Source organism: Glycomyces tenuis DSM 44171, assembly GCF_000427885.1.
Classification (GTDB): domain Bacteria; phylum Actinomycetota; class Actinomycetes; order Mycobacteriales; family Micromonosporaceae; genus Glycomyces; species Glycomyces tenuis.
Genome location: NZ_ATYW01000017.1, coordinates 43,109 through 60,426, shown reverse-complemented (window position 1 = coordinate 60,426; position 17,318 = coordinate 43,109). Strand labels below are relative to the sequence as shown.

Annotated in this window: 17 protein-coding genes; 5 read left to right on the top strand and 12 right to left on the bottom strand. The window is 67.6% G+C overall.

Going from position 1 to position 17,318, the window contains the following annotated elements; all coding sequences use genetic code 11:
* Positions 1-110 precede the first annotated feature (110 nt).
* From YWW_RS0118275 to YWW_RS0118255, 5 genes are read left to right on the top strand one after another with little or no spacing between them, the layout of a single operon-like run.
* Positions 111-1,598, top strand: a complete 1,488-nt coding sequence (locus YWW_RS0118275) for a hypothetical protein (RefSeq protein WP_026931242.1) — start codon at positions 111-113, stop codon at positions 1,596-1,598.
* Between the two features lie 45 nt (positions 1,599-1,643).
* On the top strand, positions 1,644-3,629 hold the full coding sequence (locus tag YWW_RS0118270; protein WP_155830248.1) for a hypothetical protein: 1,986 nt from the start codon (positions 1,644-1,646) through the stop codon (positions 3,627-3,629).
* Complete coding sequence (locus tag YWW_RS0118265) at positions 3,629-3,913, top strand: hypothetical protein (RefSeq protein ID WP_026931240.1); 285 nt, start codon at positions 3,629-3,631, stop codon at positions 3,911-3,913. The genes YWW_RS0118270 and YWW_RS0118265 overlap by 1 nt, the downstream gene beginning before the upstream one ends.
* 48 nt (positions 3,914-3,961) lie before the next feature.
* On the top strand, positions 3,962-4,309 hold the full coding sequence (locus tag YWW_RS0118260; RefSeq protein ID WP_081883401.1) for a helix-turn-helix transcriptional regulator: 348 nt from the start codon (positions 3,962-3,964) through the stop codon (positions 4,307-4,309).
* Positions 4,306-4,596: a hypothetical protein gene (locus tag YWW_RS0118255; protein ID WP_026931238.1), complete on the top strand. Its 291-nt coding sequence runs from the start codon at positions 4,306-4,308 to the stop codon at positions 4,594-4,596. Before YWW_RS0118260 ends, YWW_RS0118255 begins: the two co-directional genes overlap by 4 nt.
* A 64-nt stretch (positions 4,597-4,660) precedes the next feature.
* On the opposite strand, the gene YWW_RS34275 is transcribed toward YWW_RS0118255, so the two are convergent.
* The 12 genes from YWW_RS34275 to YWW_RS0118190 form a co-directional block, all read right to left on the bottom strand.
* Entirely contained in the window at positions 4,661-5,476 is an 816-nt protein-coding gene (locus YWW_RS34275) for a phage antirepressor KilAC domain-containing protein (RefSeq protein WP_051326003.1), read from the bottom strand.
* Positions 5,477-6,159: 683 nt separating this feature from the next.
* Entirely contained in the window at positions 6,160-6,354 is a 195-nt protein-coding gene (locus tag YWW_RS0118240; RefSeq protein ID WP_026931237.1) for a hypothetical protein, read from the bottom strand.
* Between the two features lies 1 nt (position 6,355).
* The gene (locus tag YWW_RS0118235) at positions 6,356-7,051 is read right to left on the bottom strand and encodes a hypothetical protein (RefSeq protein ID WP_026931236.1); all 696 of its coding nucleotides are present in this window, start codon (positions 7,049-7,051) and stop codon (positions 6,356-6,358) included.
* On the bottom strand, positions 7,048-7,317 hold the full coding sequence (locus YWW_RS0118230; RefSeq protein WP_026931235.1) for a hypothetical protein: 270 nt from the start codon (positions 7,315-7,317) through the stop codon (positions 7,048-7,050). Before YWW_RS0118230 ends, YWW_RS0118235 begins: the two co-directional genes overlap by 4 nt.
* 14 nt (positions 7,318-7,331) lie before the next feature.
* Positions 7,332-8,465 carry a peptidoglycan-binding domain-containing protein gene (locus tag YWW_RS0118225; RefSeq protein WP_026931234.1) on the bottom strand — a complete coding sequence of 378 codons (1,134 nt, stop codon included), beginning with the start codon at positions 8,463-8,465 and terminating at the stop codon, positions 7,332-7,334.
* Positions 8,465-8,650: a hypothetical protein gene (locus YWW_RS0118220; RefSeq protein WP_026931233.1), complete on the bottom strand. Its 186-nt coding sequence runs from the start codon at positions 8,648-8,650 to the stop codon at positions 8,465-8,467. Before YWW_RS0118220 ends, YWW_RS0118225 begins: the two co-directional genes overlap by 1 nt.
* A 25-nt stretch (positions 8,651-8,675) precedes the next feature.
* Positions 8,676-9,173 (bottom strand): hypothetical protein, encoded by a 498-nt coding sequence (locus YWW_RS0118215; RefSeq protein WP_035696914.1) that lies wholly within the window; start codon positions 9,171-9,173, stop codon positions 8,676-8,678.
* 11 nt (positions 9,174-9,184) lie between these two features.
* Positions 9,185-9,634 (bottom strand): hypothetical protein, encoded by a 450-nt coding sequence (locus tag YWW_RS0118210; RefSeq protein WP_026931231.1) that lies wholly within the window; start codon positions 9,632-9,634, stop codon positions 9,185-9,187.
* 2 nt (positions 9,635-9,636) lie between these two features.
* Entirely contained in the window at positions 9,637-13,473 is a 3,837-nt protein-coding gene (locus tag YWW_RS0118205; RefSeq protein WP_026931230.1) for a hypothetical protein, read from the bottom strand.
* The gene (locus YWW_RS34270) at positions 13,473-16,268 is read right to left on the bottom strand and encodes a phage tail tape measure protein (protein ID WP_155830247.1); all 2,796 of its coding nucleotides are present in this window, start codon (positions 16,266-16,268) and stop codon (positions 13,473-13,475) included. The genes YWW_RS0118205 and YWW_RS34270 overlap by 1 nt, the downstream gene beginning before the upstream one ends.
* A 15-nt stretch (positions 16,269-16,283) precedes the next feature.
* Positions 16,284-16,526, bottom strand: coding sequence for a hypothetical protein (locus tag YWW_RS0118195; protein WP_026931229.1), 243 nt, complete (start codon positions 16,524-16,526; stop codon positions 16,284-16,286).
* 131 nt (positions 16,527-16,657) lie between these two features.
* Positions 16,658-17,266 carry a hypothetical protein gene (locus tag YWW_RS0118190; RefSeq protein ID WP_026931228.1) on the bottom strand — a complete coding sequence of 203 codons (609 nt, stop codon included), beginning with the start codon at positions 17,264-17,266 and terminating at the stop codon, positions 16,658-16,660.
* Between the last annotated feature and the right edge of the window lie 52 nt (positions 17,267-17,318).

Below are 17,318 nucleotides of genomic sequence, written 5' to 3'. Positions count from 1 at the left end.
CATCCGAACGAACGAACACGCCGAACGTGGGGGACCTGCTCGTGTTCGTGCAGGCCAGACCCCCTACCAGGCGTTCGTTCGTTCGCTCAAGACCCAAGGAGAAGAACCCCATGTCTGACCTGTTCGACGGCGTCAAGCCGCCCAAGGAGACCAAGGAGCGCGCTGAGGAGCCGCCAGCGCGCGAGACCGCCGCCACCGACAAGAAGCAGGGCGGTGTGCCTGCGTCGCGCCTGTGGGGGTGGGCGGTGCCGCTGCTGGCCGTCGTGCTGGTGATCGTGCTGTGGTCGATCTCAGTGTGGCTGCTGATCGCCACCGCGATCGCTGCTGTCGCTGGGCTCGTCATCATGGCGGTCGCCAGATGGTGGCAGCGGCGGAGCGGACGCACCACCCGGACCACTCGCACGTGGACGACTGGCCCGACCGGACGCACCGGAGTCGCGCGCGGGCTCGGTCTCGGCGGACGGTCCAAGCGCGGCGGACGCGGGCACGACTCCGGGAGCGGACGCGGATCGCGGTGGAATCCGATCGGACGACTCAGAGGCTCCGGACGGTCCGCCAAGGGATCGGCGCAGACGAGCGGACAGGCCGCCGGATCGGGCGGCCACACCGGACGCCCCACCGGGCGACTCCGGTCATGGCTCGGCACCGGACGCCGGAGCGCTAACCACGCGGGCGGCAGCTCCGGCGGGCGCGGCTCGTCCGGACGGTCACGCGGACGACGCGCCACATCGGGCACGGGCGGATCCCACGGGAGCCGCGCCGGGTCGAAGTCGGCCGCGCCGTCGGGTGCCGTCGGCGCCAGGTGGTCACGCAGCCGCGCCAACCCGTCGACATGGGTCGGGCCGCGCCGTGCCGCGGCGAAGGCCGAGCGGGAGGCGTGGCGGAAGCGCAGGAGCGAGAAGAAGGACTCGGGCAAGAAGCCGTCCAGCGACAAGAAGGCCGACGAGAAGGCCGACGGTAAGCCCACGGCTGAGGGCGGTAGGCGCCGCTGGCGGTGGTTGCGACGCAAGAAGTCCGACGACACCAAGACCGACGAGAAGAGCGACGACACCAAGGGCGAGAAGTCCAAGCAGGACAAGAAGAAGGAGAACAGCGCGAAGAAGCCCGACAAGCCGAAGGCCAAGACCGAGAAGAAGCCGGAGCCCGCTCCCGCCGATGACTTCGAGTTCGACGACGCCGGATTCCCGATCGCGCCGGACCCGAACTGGAAGCCAGCGCCGCGGCCCGCGCCGAAGCTCTTGAACGTCGACGACGGCGGGTTCATCTCGCCGCCCGCACCGAAGCAACCGAAACCCAAGGCGCCCAAGCCAACAACCGTAAGGAGAACCATGTCCGACCGCACCGATAACCCGTACGCCCACATGATCGACGCCTCGTCGACCGAGACGTTCCGCGCCTCAACCCGCGACGCCGCACAGAAGCTGCGCGCCGAAGCCACCACGAAAGAAGAGGAAGCCTCTGCCCTGCGCGCCCATGCCAACGAATGGCAGCAGAAGGGCAACGACGCCGCCGCCGAGCCGCTCCTGGCCGAGGCCGCCCGCCTGGAGGAGACCGCCGAGCAGCGCCGCCAGGCCGCCGCTGCCTACGAGTCGGTCTAACCCACTGCCCGGCGGCCGACTGGCCGCCGGGCTACGAGATTGGAGATGGCAGTGATCGAGTGGAAGACGTTCTGGGTCGGCGCGGCCACGGCCGTGTCGCTGGCACTGGCCGTCATAGGGGCGACCGGGCTGCTCTGGATGCCGCTCGCGGTCGCGCTCGCGTCCGCGCTCGCGGTGGTGACGGTACTGATCAGTCACGCCATCATCGACGCGTGCGCGATGTGGCGGGGTACCGCTGAATGGCAGCGCAGGCAGGTGTGGATCGGGACGAGCGCCTCGGCGATCGCGTATGCGGCGTGGACGATCACCGCCGTGCTCCTGCCGCTGTCGTGGACGTCCGGCATCATCATGGTGATAGCGCTCGGGCTGCTGTCCGTCGGCGTGTACTGGTCCGCTCGTGGCCTGGAGTGGCGGCTCACCACCGCCCCGCCCAAGCCCCACGCCGAGACCGAGGACGACGACGCGCTGCTCGGCACCAAGGAGAAGGTCCTCAAGGCCGCGTTGAAGCGCGCCGGGCTCGGGTTCGTGCGGGTCCTGCCCGGAGCCGAACCGCTCCGGTCCGATGCGGGCTGGCAGTTCCGCGTCCGCACCCAGTCCAAGACCGTCCTTGCGAAGGGCGAGCGGGCCGGCGCCCAGGCTGAGCTGACGCAGAAGCATATGGAGCCGCTCGCGATCGCCCTGGCGGAGATCACCGGCCGCAGCGTCGAGTCCGACTGGGTCCGCCTCCGGAAAGAGCGCGCCGCTGGGGCCTACTCGATCACCGTCACCAACCGGGACCTCATGGCCGAAGTCATCCTCTACGTCGACGACCCCACGCCCACGAGCATCACCGTCCCCGCGTTGGTCGGTGTCGAGATCGACGGCCGCGAGCACCGCGAACGGCTCGACCAGCACACCAGGGACATCGGATCCTCCACGTCCGGGAAATCCTCCCTGATCAACCTCAAGCTCGCGCACGCCACCCGCTGCACCGACGCGATCGTGTGGATCGGTGGCGTCCAGAAGCTCTACGACCTCGTGGGTCCGTGGCTGGAGCCGTACTACAACACCGGTCTCCGGCCGCCGATCGACTGGGTCGCGCACGGCCAGACCGACACGCTCGCGATGATGGCCGCGGCCATGGGAGTAGCACGGTGGCGCCAGCGCCAGCCTATGTCCCGCAGGCAGTGGCGCAAGATCATCGTGTTCCTCGACGAGTTCTCGTTCGTCGCCCAATCCCGGCAGCAGATCGGGTTCGCGGGGGAGTGGGTGACCGCCTCCCAGCTGGCGTCGATGAAGCTGCGCGGTGCCGCCTCCGGCGATGTCAACGTCCACCTCGCCACCCAGCGTTCGACCGTCGACCATTTCGGCGACCGCGGCGGCGATGTCGTTGCGAACATCGCGGTGAACAACGCGTTCCGGTCGAAGGACTGGGCTGAGACCGGGAGGCTCACGAACGACTACAAGCTCCCCGTCCCCAACCACCGGGGCGAGTTCTACCTGCTGTCCGAGGCCGACCCGATCCACCTGAAAGCGCCGTACATCCAGACCACCGACCCGTCGAAGCCCAGGCTGCATGATGGGGCGACGATCGCCGATGTCTCGTGGGCCAGGCGGCATCTCGTCCAGGGTGGCCTCACCGAGGCCGAGGGTCTGGCCGCGGCGGGCGCTGCCTACGCGAACCGGCATCAGCTCGTCGACGACCGGATGATGACCTACCTGACCCATGGCGACGACACCAGCGAAGTCCCTGATGAGGGCGGGGAGGTGTATGACGCGGTCCGGTCCCAGCTCGAAGCGATCGCCAAGGCGAACGGCCTCGACCTGAGCAATGGCCCGTCTGAGGGACGCCGCCCCGAGGCGATCACCGCCATACTGGAGCAGTCCAGCAGCCCGGAGGGGATGACCGCCGCCGACATCGCCGAAGCCCTCGCAGGCACCGGGGACCAGGCCGACCCGGGCGTGATCGCCCCGACCCTCTCCCGCATGCACAGCCAAGGCCGCATCCGGCGGGTATCGCCGGGCCGGTACACCACCCGAGAGGACTCGTAATGTCCCGCTACACCGAGCTCACCGCCCGCGCCGAAACCCACCTGAAAACTGCTGAGGCTGGCGCGGATGACCCGCGCGTGGCGGCGCTGTGCGCGCTCGCCACCGCCGTCCTCGCCGGGAGGCCCACGATCCGGGTGGAGCTGGACCTCGACGACACCGACACGAGCCCCGCTGGCATCGCTGCTCGGGCGGTCGCCTCCGCGTTCGAGGCCGCCGCCGAGCCGGTGGATGACCTGGAGGTCGACGACTGCGGTTTCCCCTCACACGCCTCAGCGCTATCGTGACCCCACACACCTACATGGGAAGGGCCCGCAGTGCAGCACCCGTCGGAGATGAACCGGGCTGGGCTGCTCTGCCTGCGTCGATCCCTCGGTCTCACCGTGACCAGCCTCGCCGCGGCGATCGGGGTCACCCGGCGGACGGTCACCAGATGGGAAGCGGGGGAGCCGATCTACCGCCTGAACGCTGAGGCGCTCGCCGACCTCGTCGCCTACACCGACCAGACGGTAGCGGACCTCGCCGCCGTCCACGGCCCGGAGAACCCGATCGTCACCTACCTGACCGACGAGTCGTATCGGGCGTCCCGGCCGGAGCGGGTGGTGTCGGCGGAGTGGCATCAACTGGTCGCGTGGCGGGCCGCCGAGGAGTGCGGGGCCAGGATCATCTACCCCGAGACATGACGAACGAGGCCGTGCCGCGCGGGCGCTGCGATCGTTACACCAGCATGACCGACAACGCCCCCATGCCGCCCCCCGCCGAGCTTCAGGCCCGCTTCGAGATCCCGATCCCCTACCCCGGGTCCGAGAACTGCCGCATCTGCGGTAGCACCGGGTACCTCTCCTGGACCGACCCGATCGGCCTCGCCGAGCGGATCGGTCCTGACACCGAGGAAGATGAGCTGGTGCCGTGCGGGGCATGCCAGGACGTTCCGGGTATGGAGTCGGCGCTGCCTGACCCGCTGCCGTAGACGACGAAACGGCCCCGCCTCCGAAGAGACAGGGCCTTCTTACTGGCGTCAGTACAAAGCCAGGTCAGGGACGGTTATCGGGCGGCCCGTGCGTCGGGCGCCGCCGATCCGGGCTGATCCACTCGCCCTCGACCAACAGCTCATAGATCGCCCGCACCCCCTTCCGGGTGACCTTCAGCGCCTTCTTGTGCTGTCCGATCGTGGACACCCAGTCCCATTCGACGCAGAACCAGTCCTCGAAGCCGGCACGGTACTGGAGTTCATCGGCGTACAGCACCGCCTCGTCGCGGAGGATCGTGATCAGGCGGTGCCTGGTCAGCTTCAGATTCTTCGCGAGGTCGTTGAGGTAGATCGTGTCCTCCGAGCCGAGGAACTGGTCAGCGACTGCGGCCTTCGGCTCCAGGACAGCCACCTGAGCCTCAAGCTGCTGCTTGGACTCCAGTGCTGCGAGGTAGCGGCGGGCCACCTCGATCTCCGTCAGATTGGTTCGTACCTCGGCTTCGCGGGTCTTGACCGCGAAGTAGATGCGGGCCTCGGCGACGGCGCGCTTGGTGTCGTCGCCGGCCATCGCAGTGAGGTAGGCGGCGAACCGGGTGAGGCGATAGTCATCGATCTGCTGGTTACCCCAGCGCCCTCCGTCACTTCGGCACTTGCCGAAGTGACGATCGGCCTGCTCGGGGCCTTCGACGAGGCGCAGGGAATCCTTGGCTTTCTCGATGACGGTCGCGAAGTCCTCCCAGCGGGAGTACTCCATGAGCGGCTGGAGGGACCGGCCGGTCCAGTTCTCGTTGCCATGCTCGTCGGTGTGTTTGACCTGGTCGAACGGCGAGCTGTTATCACCGTGATACGGCTCCTCGCGCGAAACGATGGTATGGTTCAAGACATCTCCTGAACTAGTAATTTCCTAAGCAATCGGAGATCTCTGCCCGTCGTCGAGTGACCGCTCGCGGCGGGCTTCTCCGTCTCTGGGGGCCTGGCCTCGCCAGGTGGGGTGTGGGTCGTGGTGTTTCCCCTTCGCTTCCCCTCGGATGGATTTCTCCGGCCCGCCGGGGAAACGGACGGGCCGGAGACTCATCGCCCGGAAGCTACCCCGGACGGTTGCGGGCGGCAGTTGCGCAACGCGGCCCGCGCGGATAAGAGTACCACCGAGCGGCGTATATAGTGACGCGTCATGTTGAGCTGTCACGGCCTCGTACGAACGGAGGATAAATGTCTCTCGAGTGGGACATCGGACGATGCTCGTGCATTAAGGATGGACTCCCGTCGGAATGTCACACCGGTGTGACACCCCAGCGCAACGCCGGTGTTGCACACAAGCAAATGTATTACCTACACAAACCCTGATTGAGCTGGGAATTTCTTCCAGGGAATATGCATACACGCAAGTAATGGTGTTGCATGCACGTAGGGAATTGGCGGGAAACCTCGGGAATCTCCGGGATACTAGTGGGCATATAAGTGCGTGCAACGGCGCGCAAGAGCGCAGAAAAGCGCCCGGCCGCCACCCCCTGTGAGGGAGCAGCGACCGGGCTCGTCCGCGATGGTCGCCCGCGGCGGCGAGTGCTACTCGGCCTTGGTGTCGCCGCGCTGCTTGAACGTCTTCACCGCAGCCATCAGCGTCGCCAGCGCGACCAGCGACTGGGCGACCGCCTCAGCGTAAGCAGACTGCTCGTCAGCGGACACGTAGCCCAGCACCGACAGCAGCGCCAGGACCGCGGTAGCGACGCCGTACAGCGCAGCTCGGGTGGTATCGGACATCTCATTCTCCTTCTTGGACGACGCATCCGACGATTTCGGTCGGCGCGCCTACGGTCAATACGGTCAGGGCCTCAGCGGATGTCCCGGCCGGGCATTGCGGGAGCGGGTGCTCCTCGATGTAGGTCTCGACCGCCGCGGCTACTTCTTCGGGAGTTGGTGGCCGGCCGTCCTCCCCATCGGCGCCGTCCTCACCCGGTGGACCGGGCGGACCCTGCGCGCCGTCCACACCATCGGAGGGGGCGTGGACGGTCAGGTAGTCCTCGACAGCGGCAGCGATCTGCCCCGCCGTAGGGGGCGGGCCGGGCTCGCCCTGCTCCGGTGGGTGCTCGGCGAGATAGTTGGTGACGGCGGCGGCGATTGCAGCGGGCGAGGGTGTCTCGCCGTCCTCGACCGGGTGCTGCTCGAAATACTCCGCGACCGCGGCAGCCACCGCTTCGTCGGTCGGCGGCGGGCCAGGAGGACCGGGCGGGCCCTCCGCGTCCGGGTCCTCGATCAACTCGTCAGGGTCCGGCGCGACCGGCGTCTCACCCCGGTCCTCGGTCGCCTGCTGCTCCGCCTCCAGGGCGGCAGCGAGGGCCTCGATCCGGTCGGCCTGCTGCTGCACCTGCGTCAGCGTCCACGCCAGCAAGATCGCGATCACGACCGCGATACCGACCCACGCCCAGTCCCCGAGGCGGCGTTTCGCGAGCTTGCTCATGTCACCGCCAGGATGATCATCACCGTCATCGACACCAGAGGGATCACCACAGCGGACACCATCCACCGGCGGGTCGCGGTCTGGCGTGTCTCAGCGAGTTCCGCTTCGCGCTCCAGCGACTCGACCCGGCGGGTGAGCGCCTCATGCCGCGCGGTGTACACCTCACGCGGCAAGAGCTTCCCCAGCTCGCCCTTGATCTCCCCGAGGTCGTCCTTGATGTCGTCACGGAGCTGCCGGATCTCGCGGCCGATCGCCTCATCCGTCACGCCACATCCCTCGACTACTCGCCGGACCCGTCGAGCCCGCCGAGGACCTCCCGCAGCGCTTCGGCGACCGCGGCGGTGTCCAGGTCGTGGTCGATCGCGGCAGCGACCGCCTCGGCGATCTGGGAGACCGGCGGGATTGCGGCACGGACACCGTCGGCGACCGCGGCGGCGATAGCCTCCTCGGTCAGCCCCGATTGGCCCGCGGCGATCGCCTGGAGCAGCGCGGTCTGCTTCGCCTGCTCGGCGACAACGGTCTGCCCGTACTTCAGCGTGTAGTAATGGCCCGACGCGAGCACGAAACTCGCCGGCCACTCCTTACCTGAATAGCTGACGCCCTGGCCCGTGACCAGGGGAATCTTTTCATCCCAGCTCATATCGTCCTCCAGTAGGTCAGCCAGGGCCCGCGCCGAAGCCGGGCCGTAAATCGAGTCTCGGGTGATGCCCGCGCGCTCTTGCAGTACCCGGACCGCCGCAGCCGTTGCGGGGCCGAAGTCGCCGTCAGTGGTGAGGCCAGCGCCGATCGCCTCATTCAGCGCGCGTTGCAGCGCCGCCACGTCCGGCCCGGAGTCGCCCTCGCGGAGCGTCGGAGTCGGGACGTTGGAAACCGATGAGCCGCCCTTGCGCGCGATCCACGCTTCCCACGATTCGCCAGACAGGACCGACACGATGCCCTCGAGCGCAGCCCAGTCCGCAGCGAATGCACGCAGAATGCTCAGGTGGACGTGCCATAGGTGGGACGAATCCCGGCCCCAGTCCTCCTCGCCGCGGCCCTCACCGAGCCCGGCGTTCCCCCCGATGAGGCAGAACACCCGCCTGCCGTTGAGCGTGCCGATGAACTCCCGCAGACACCGGAGTCGGTCATCCCGCGCATCGAGCGCGGACCGGCGCAGGTAGGCGGTGCGTTTCTTCATCTCCGTGGTGGACATGGTCAGGTCGATCGCCGCGGCGAGCGTCGCCGACCCCTGCTTGTCCATCGACAGGCGAATCGAGTAGTCGCCAGGCCAGGAGGCCTGGTTGTTTCGGCGGGTGTTGTGGTAGCCGCGTTTCCGGGCGAAGATCCCGCCGAGCCGGACACCAGGGATCGTCTGCTTGGCGCCGAGCCAGACCCGCTCGATCGCGGGGGAGATGTAGGACGAGCCCATCGCCATCAGTCCAGCCCCTTCGGGTTGGGTCCTTCGCAGCGCAACTGCTCGAACTCGTCGTCATCGAGGACTTCGACGCGCCCGTCCGGGCATCGGACCTCCCAGCAGTTCCCCTCGCCATCAGGCGTGGTCTGGCGGACCTCGAGGCCTCGCTCGGCGTCGAGCAGGTGCCAGTCGTGTACTTCGGCCACGATGTCTCCTCTCGTCAGAGCACGGCTATTCCGGGATGCAGCGGCCCGTGATCCAGATGTTCGAGGATGCGCTGTAGTCGGTGGTCGGGTCCCACGTGTCGGCCGCCGTCCCGGAGTCCGAGCTGTCGTTGATCGACCCGTAAATGAGCAGGTAGGAGAGCCCAACGGACGCACCGAAAGAAGCCCCGTAGACCCGCGCGTAGGTGTCGTCGGGGGCGACGATGGCGCTGGTGATCTCGGCGCATTCGGGGTAGTGGACCTGGACGTAGGTGGAGGTGACGGTCCCGATGGTGATGTCGTCCGGGGTGTGCCCGGCGTCGTCGAGGACGTACCAGCCGCTCCCCGTGTTCCGGACGGTCCCACCGAAGTCCTGGTAGACCGTCGAATCGTTGGTGGTGTACGTCGATCCCGCGACCGGTGTGGGGCCGGCGCGGAAGACGAGCAGGAGCGCGGCGAGCGCGACGACGAGAAGGGTCGCGCCGATTACTTGGGCGCGGCGCACCCCAGTGGTGTTGGTGGACATGGTGAATCCCCTCAGAGCGTGGGTTCAACGAAAATGGTGGTGGTGTGCCAGGTGCCGGTGCCGGAGGTGACCCGGACGACGGCCCACGCCGTGTACGTGCTCCCCGAGGTCAGACCCGAGACGAGCGTCATCCGCCCCGCGCCGCCCTGGATGCCGGTGGTGCCGACCGTCCGGTAGGCGGTGAGGTCGAGATCGTCGTACACGAGCGTCCCGCCCGTGGTGGTGCCCTGCCGGACCTGGAACGAGCACAACGTGATCCCGGCGCCGGAGGTGTTCTGCTGGTGCGCGTACACCTGCACTTTCACCCGCCCGGACGGTGGGGCGGTGAACGTCTGCCCGCAGGTCGTGGACCCGAACTGGTAGGTGGTGGAGGCGGTGTCGATGTCGACGGTCCGGACCGCTTCCATCGGCACCAGATTGAGGTCTTCGGCGTAGAGTTTCTGCCCGGCGAGGTGCGGCATGGTCAATCTCCCATCGCGAGGATCATCGGGTGCGCCAACGCGACCGCAGTCCCGGACGGATGGCTCTTGGCGATGCCGTTGACGGACCTGGTCACGGTGAACGTCTGCGGGGACGAAGCACCGGAGATCGATGTGGCGGTGACGACCTCACCGCCGATAGCGAGGTCGATCGTCTCCAGGGATGCGATCGCGGCGGACCCGTGCACCGTCCACACCCGCCCGTCCTCATCGGTGAACGACGTCGCGCCGATGGCTTGCGCGTTGGGTCGGACATCCGCGATCAACGTGCCGTCCGAGTAAACCCGGACGGCCCGCACGGTCCCGGCGAGCGGGTCCGCGGTACCGCCGGAGTGGGCGCCGATCTCCAGCGCTGCCGTCCCGGCATCCACGGAGGTGACTCCGGCGATCACCTGCGTATCGAATACGGTCCAGTCGTCGGCGTCGCTTTCCCGGTACGAGAACACGACCGTATGGTCTGATCCGGAGTCGACGTCGAGACTGACCCGCACACCCGCCGCGCGGGCCGGGACCGGCGTCGCCGAGGAGATGATGGACCGGCCAGCGCTGGTGCCGTCCGTCGACCACACCGCCTGAAGCGCCCCGGCCCCGGAGATCCACATCCCGTAGGACCGGTTGTTCCCGGTCCCGAGGTATTTGGAGACGATCGCCTGCGTCGCACCAGAAGACCAGTCGGTGACATCGAGGTCGGCTTCGAGGGTGAAGTTTCCGGTGATGTCCAGGCCAGAGTCGATCACGACACCCGACACCACCAAGACGGTGAGGAAGTGGTCGATGTTGGCCGTTACCGCGTCGACCGTGACCGTCTGCACCCCAGGTGTGGTCACCTGCCGGGCCCACACTGCGGTCCGTGTCGAGGAGGCCTGCGCGGTCGAGTCAGCGATGAGGTCCCAGGACCCGTCGGGCGGGCCCATCGCATCGGGGCCGTCCCACCCCGCAGCGTGCACCGCGATCACCCACCAGCCGGTCTCGGCCGCGGCCGTGCCCACCGAGATGCCGGCGTTGACCGCGGTGTCCCAGACCGTGTCCTCCACGGTGGCGCCGGGGAGGACGACCGATGCGGCCGACCAGTCGTGCGCCCCGCCCGCGGTGGCCGACCGGGTGCCGGTCGCCCCGGCTGTCACAGCCTCGATGGCGACCGTGGAGGGCCCGTAGAACGTGCCCTGCTGCTCCGCTACCTGGGTCATCGAACCGGGGATGGTGTAGGTGCCGTCGGTGACCGAGCCGGTCCACGCGCACACCAGGAGCCCGGGGACGGTGGCGGTGACCGAGGGGGCGACGGCAGGGTCTGATCCGGCCGCGTCGAAGCCGGCGGCGGCGGTGATGTCCGATGCCACGGTGTGCGGGGTGGAGGCGTAGGACCCGGCGGTACCTGGCAGGACCAGCCCGGACAGGTCCGACACCCAGATCGGCCCCTGCGTGGTCGCTACGACCATGGTGGTGCCGTCGGCGTCGACGGAGGAGGCGAGCTCGGATCCGGCCGTGTCCAGCCGGGACCGGCCGTTGTCGATAGTGCCGGTGCCGCCCTCGAACTGGATATCGTCCACATAGACTCTGTCGCCGAACAGGGCCCTGGAGGAGTTCTTGATGTACCGGAACGTGACCGTCCCACCAGGGGTGACGTCGATGTAGCCGGATTGGATCCAGCCCGACACCCCGGAGTCCTCGAGCCGCGTGACGCCGCCGACGATCACCCGGAAGAAGTCGAACCCGCCATCACAGCTCACCCTGTACCAGAACTTGACCCTGGTGCATCCCGCTGGGACAGTGACGATCGCGTCCGAGGACTCGGAGTCCGCGATCACACCCGACCGCCACGACCACGACCCCCGATGCGCATCATCCTGGGTGCGGGTCCACGCCGCATTCCCGCCATCGGTGACGGTGAACGCCAACGTCGAATCCTCGAAACCCTCTGAGACGGTGGTCAGCGTCCCGGGGAGCTGACCCATCTGGTACGGCCGGGCCGGCGCACAGTTCAGGCGGACTTTCCAGTCCACTCCGTCGAGGATCTCGCTGTAGCCGATGATGATCAGGTCCAGCTCATCCGGTGGATGCCCTGGCGGCGGATGGTCGATGGTGATCCTGGATCCGACGCCGCACGCCACCCACGCGGGGATGAGTTCAGGGCGGGACCCGAGGTCGAGTTCGATGACGGGGTACCGGTACTCGTCGACGGTGCCCATGTGGACGCCCCAGGACGCGTGATGCCACGTCGCCCCATCCGAGGCGAGATCCAAAGTTATTGATCTGGGGTAGGGGACTTCCCCTTCGGGGACCGCGGTGTACCGGGACGACGACCCGCCCGAGCGGGAGACGGTCATGTCGGTGACCGTGAACTGGTCCCCGTCCTCCACCTCGAAGTCCGAGGTGATGTCGCCTTCGTCGATGTCGAGGATCATCGCGGGGGTGTCGACGGCCCGCTCGTACAGCGCTGATCTCGCGAGATACGCGATCCCGCCAGTAGCGGGGTCCTCATATAGGAGGCCCTCGTCGGCGCTGGCGGCGGCTTCGAGGAGCGCCCCGATCGATGCGGGCTCCTGCGGGCCCATTTTTGTGGAGGCGGGGAGATTCCCCACCACGACACCTTCGATGACCTCGCAGGGGATGCTTTCCTCGGCGCAGACTCTCCGGATCCTGTCGCCGGCGGTCTCACCGGCGTAGCCCATGGCCGCGTCGTGATAGGAAGCGACTCTCCAGATGTCGTCGGTGCTGAGCACGAGGCCGACGTTGGTCCATACGGTGATGTGCCCGACCTGCATCGACTGGATGTCTGCGGAGTCGAAGATGTGGGGGTAGTAGATCCGGTCGACGCGGCCGACGCTTCGGCCGGTCCCGGTGACGCCGAGGGTGGCGCCGAGCCGCCCATCGATGAACACCGAGAATGTCACGTTGCCGGTGCCGCCGCTTGCGGCGACGGCGACGGTGTGCCAGTTGCCGATGAGGTTGAGCGTCCCCAGCAGCGTCGCAGTGTCGACCTCGGTCACCGTCGCGCCCGTGTCCGAATCGATCATGCGGACCCGGACGCTGTCGTCGGTGCCGATGACGACGTAGTAGACGCCCGTCCCCGTCAATTCGATGCGCGCGTACAGCCATTCGCCATCGGAGGAGTCGGAGTCGAGCTCGCCCTTCGCGGCGAGGGCAACGATCCATGCGGCGGCGGTGCCGCCGTTGATGCGGGCGCCGATCTGCGCGCCCTCCCCGAGCGACGGCAATGACCCGGACCCGGGCAGGTCGGAGGCCGACGCCCACGACACGTCCTCGGTTGACCCGTTCGCCCATGTCGGGTTTTGCCCCGGTATAGCCGAGGCGCCGGAGGTAGCACCAGAGCTGTCCTCCAGCGGCCAGTAGGCGCGGAGTTTCGTGGTGCCCAGCACGAACCGCTTCAGCGCGGAGTCGGTGATGTCGATCTGGTCCAGTCTGCGGAGGACCCCGCTGGCGGTGATCTCGACCCACTGGTCCCCGTACCCGCCCTCCCAGTTGGGTGGGAGTTCCGCGATGAACCCGCGGAACCTGACCGAGGGATCGATGACGCCATCAGAGGCGGTGACCCTGATCGGGGTGCCTTTCCGCAGCTGACCGTAGTACGGAGAGAGCGGGTTCCGGCGGACGAATCTGCCGTCGGTGTTGTCGACTGAGAGTGTCGCTTTCGCTGAGGACGCTTTCGTCTGCTCATCGGACTTGCCGACCCCGGTGATGTTGATGCGCGGCTCGACGAAATCGGTGATGTCCGTCCACACCCAGGTGGAGGGGTCGGCGGTGAGGTCGGCGTCGAGCGCCAACTCCACCGTCAAATCCAGCACATCCTGGGGGAAGACCATCAGCCCCTCCCGAACGCTTTCTCAACGGACCCGCCGCCCTCGACGCGGACGAGCTTCCTAAACCAGCGGTTGAACTCGCCGTCGGCGTTCGCGAAATCGATCACGACCCTCGCGGCCTCGTACGGCGAACCTGAGGATCCGCCGCTCGCCGACGAGGAGATGGGGATCGGGCGGGCGCTGCGCCACTGCTGCCCAGCCGGGACCACCTCAGCCCCGTACCACGACGCGGCCTCAGAGAGGATCGCCATCGACCGCGCGTGCTTGCCGCGCTTAGGGATGAACGCTTCGCCGCCCGTGCCGGGCTCCGCGAACGCGTACCGTGCAGGCGACATCGCCGAGAACACTTGTGCGTTCCGCAGTAGGCCCTCCCGGGCGTGGTACACCCCGCCCCACCGGTTCACCAGCTCCGACGCGCCCAGCCCGTGCTCCTGGTAGATGAACTGCTGCACCTGCCGGGTCGTGATCGTGATCGTCGTGCCGTGCAGGGAATCGATCACGTTCTGTAGATCGTTGGCGCCCTGGATCGACCCCTCGGTGCCTTCCAGGATCCCGTCGACGATCTCCTGGCCCGCGGCGTCACCGCGCTGCCCCCACAGCTCCACCACTTCCTGGAGTTCGGCGTCGGTCATGGAGGCCATGAGCGCAACCATCTCGGCGCCCTCGGGTCCCATCCGGGCGAGCTCGTCGAGCATGGCAGCGGGAACCTCACCGGCCAGGTACGTCATGTTGTCGGCCCACTCCTGCTGTGCCGCAACCTGGTCACGAAGGCCCTGGATGAAGCTCTCGGCGGTGACTTTCTGGCCCTCATCGAGCTCGGCGAGCGCTTCGTTATAGACGCTCAGCATGTCGATGAACGCGGTCGCGCCCTCGGTCCAGGCGGCGATCATGTCCGCGACGGCCTGCTCTGCGGACTCCCCAGTCAAATCGAAGTGGTCGGCGAGGATTTGCAGCTGGTCAGCATAGGGGTTGACCGCCTCAGTGGCTTCCTCGGTTTTCGCTGTCGTGGTCTCAAGGGCCGCTTGATATTCGGGAAAAATCGCCTGAAGCTGCTCCATCGACAGGCCCTGCTTCTCGGCCTCGGCGGCGATCATGGAGAACGCATCGGCCGCGGCCTCAGGGTTCTCGCCGTGCAGCGTCGCCAGCGCGGAGTCCATTGCCTGGATCCGCTCCGTGCTCTTAGCGACCGACCCGTCGAACTCTTTCAGGAACGGGAGCACGGCCTCTTTGAACTTGCCGACGCCGCCTGCTATCGAGCCCTGCTCCGACTCCGATGCCCACAGCAGTGAATCGCCGAGCATCGACATGTCGTCACCCATGATGCGGGCGACCTCACCAGCGGCTTTCCCCTCGGTTGCCCACCGTTCGATACCGACGGCGAACGCGTCGATCTGAGGGTTCAGGTTGTTCTGCATCATGGCCGACAGCGCGGCGGAGGCAAGCTGGAGCCCGGCGAACGTAGTGCCGACAACGATGCCGGCCCGAGTGACCTTTCCAAGGACGGTCGCGGCCCTGGCCCCGGCGGGGCCCATGGCGGTGAGCTGCGCATTCATTTCGGCGAGCTTGTCGCGGGCGCGGACCGCCATCCCGGACAAGAGCAGGCCGCCGGCCACGAGCATCCCGATCACGGCAACGGTGGAGGTGACGGGCGCGGGAATGGAGTTGAACGTGTCGATCAGGTCGGTGCCGGCTTGGACGAGGACGCGGAGCGCGGAGGAGACGCCACCGGACGACTCGATCGCGAGGCCCTCCAGTGCGGAGGTGAGCATGTCGACGTCGCCCTTGAGGGAGTCCATGCGTTTCGCAGCAGTGTCCGCGGCGACGCCCTGCTCGGAGACTTTCCCGATGTAGTTGTTGATCGAAGCCGAGCCCTCGGCGAGGATGATGTTCGCGCCCGCGATCGCCTCGGCACCGAAAATCGTGTTCAGTGCGGCGGTACGCTGCTCGACCGACAGCCCCGAGAGGCCATGCTCGAGCTGCTGGACGATCTCTACTGCCGACAGCGTCTCACCGTTGGCGTCGAAAATGGAAATGCCGAGCCGGTCCATCTCTTCTTTCGCGGCTCCGGTGGGGGCCATGAGCCGCAGCAGTACCGTCCGCAAGGCAGTGCCGGCCTCGGCGCCGACGAGGGCGTTGTCGCCGAACGCGGAGAGGATGCCGACGGTCTCTTCGACGGTGAACCCTGCTTGTGCGGCGACGGTGCCGACGTTTTTCAACGACTCGCCGAGCCCGGTGACGTCCGTGGAGGAGGCGTTCGCCGAACCCGCGAGCGTATCGGCCACCGAGGTCATCTGGGAGGCTTCGAGGTTGAACTGGTTCAGCGTGTTCGCGGCGATCGTGGCGGCTTCGGCGAGCCCGACGCCGCCCGCCGCGGCGAGGTTCAGGGCGCCAGCGAGCGCACCGCCGGTGATCTGCGCGGCTGAGAGGCCAGCCTTGGCCAATTCTTCGGTGGCGTTCGCGGCCTCCGTCGCAGAGAACGCTGTGGAGGCGCCCATGTCGATCGCGCTTTGACGAAGGTCTTGGAACTCGGCTGCCGTCGCACCACTGACGGCGTTGACCTGCGCCATCGCATGATCGAACTCGACGGCCTGCGCCACACCGATCGCCAGAGCGCCGCCGAGCGCGGCACCGAACGCGATCGCCCCGTTCGCGACCGCATCCAAGTCGCCCTGGCCTTTCGCGGCGGTCGCGGCGAGCTCCTCCCGGAACGACCTGGTCGTCCGGGCCATGTCCGTCATCGCGGCCGTGTACTGCCGAATGTTCGCCTTGACGTTGACCGAGACGGAGCGGATGGACACGGCCACCCCCTCCGGTTAGGCGATGCGGGGCGGGTGGAGCTCGACTCGGTGGATCAGCGCATGCGGATGCTCGGCCTTCAAATCCCGGTAGTGCGCCTCCGATTTGGCGAGGGCGGTGCACCGGTGGCAGCGGATCGGCAGCAACGGCAAATAGGCACCGTGACCGGGGGTGCCGTCGTTCTCCTCGGACGTGGTCTCTTCGAGGTCCCCACCGCACTGGTTGCAGCGGTTGTCCCGCCACACCGCGAGGGCGACCATGATCGCCTGCTGCTCCTCGTCCCACTCCGGATCGGAGCGGGTGACCGACTCGGTGAGGCGCCCGTGCTCGTCGTAGCGGTACTCGGTGACGGTCTCCGGCTCCCAGCCCTCGAACCGTTTGAGTGAGACCCCTAGTCGTTCTGCCTGTTCGACTCGCCGCCGGAGTTCAGGGTCCTCGAGGCGGCTGACGAGAAAGGGACGTCGATCCCGGACTTGTTGAGCCGCCAGCACATCGCGAACAGCTGGTCGTACTGGGCGTCGTTCATGACCTCACCGAGGAGCTGCTCCCACTCCTCGTCGGTGAACTCGGGGTCGACGACGGAGGCCTTGATGAGCGCCTCGGGGAACGTCTCCATGTTCACCCCAGGGGAATCCTCGGGGAGGGGCTTCGAGTCCTTGCCCTTCCTGGGGGGATGGGCTTTGACCAGCTCGTTCCACGTCGTGGCGTCTTTCGGTGTGGACGGGGTCCGCTGGCGGCGGAGCGCCTCCAGGGTGACCTCGATGGCATCTTCGCGCATCTGGTCTTCGAGCTTCGCCATCTGGGCGGCGAGCTTCTGCTTGAGCGCGCCTTCGTTGAGCATCCCCGTGGCGACCTTCCGGTTCTCCCGGTCGAACTCCTCCGACACGCGGTTCCATTCGGCTTTCAGCGGCCCCGGCATGTAGATCGTGAACGCGTCCTGCGCGCGACGGGCGGCGGCGAGCTTCTCCGCTGCGGTCTTGACCTTCTTCTTGGTGGTCATCGTCCTTCTCCTGGCCGTAGATCCTGGCCGAACATGGTGGAGGGACTCGCGC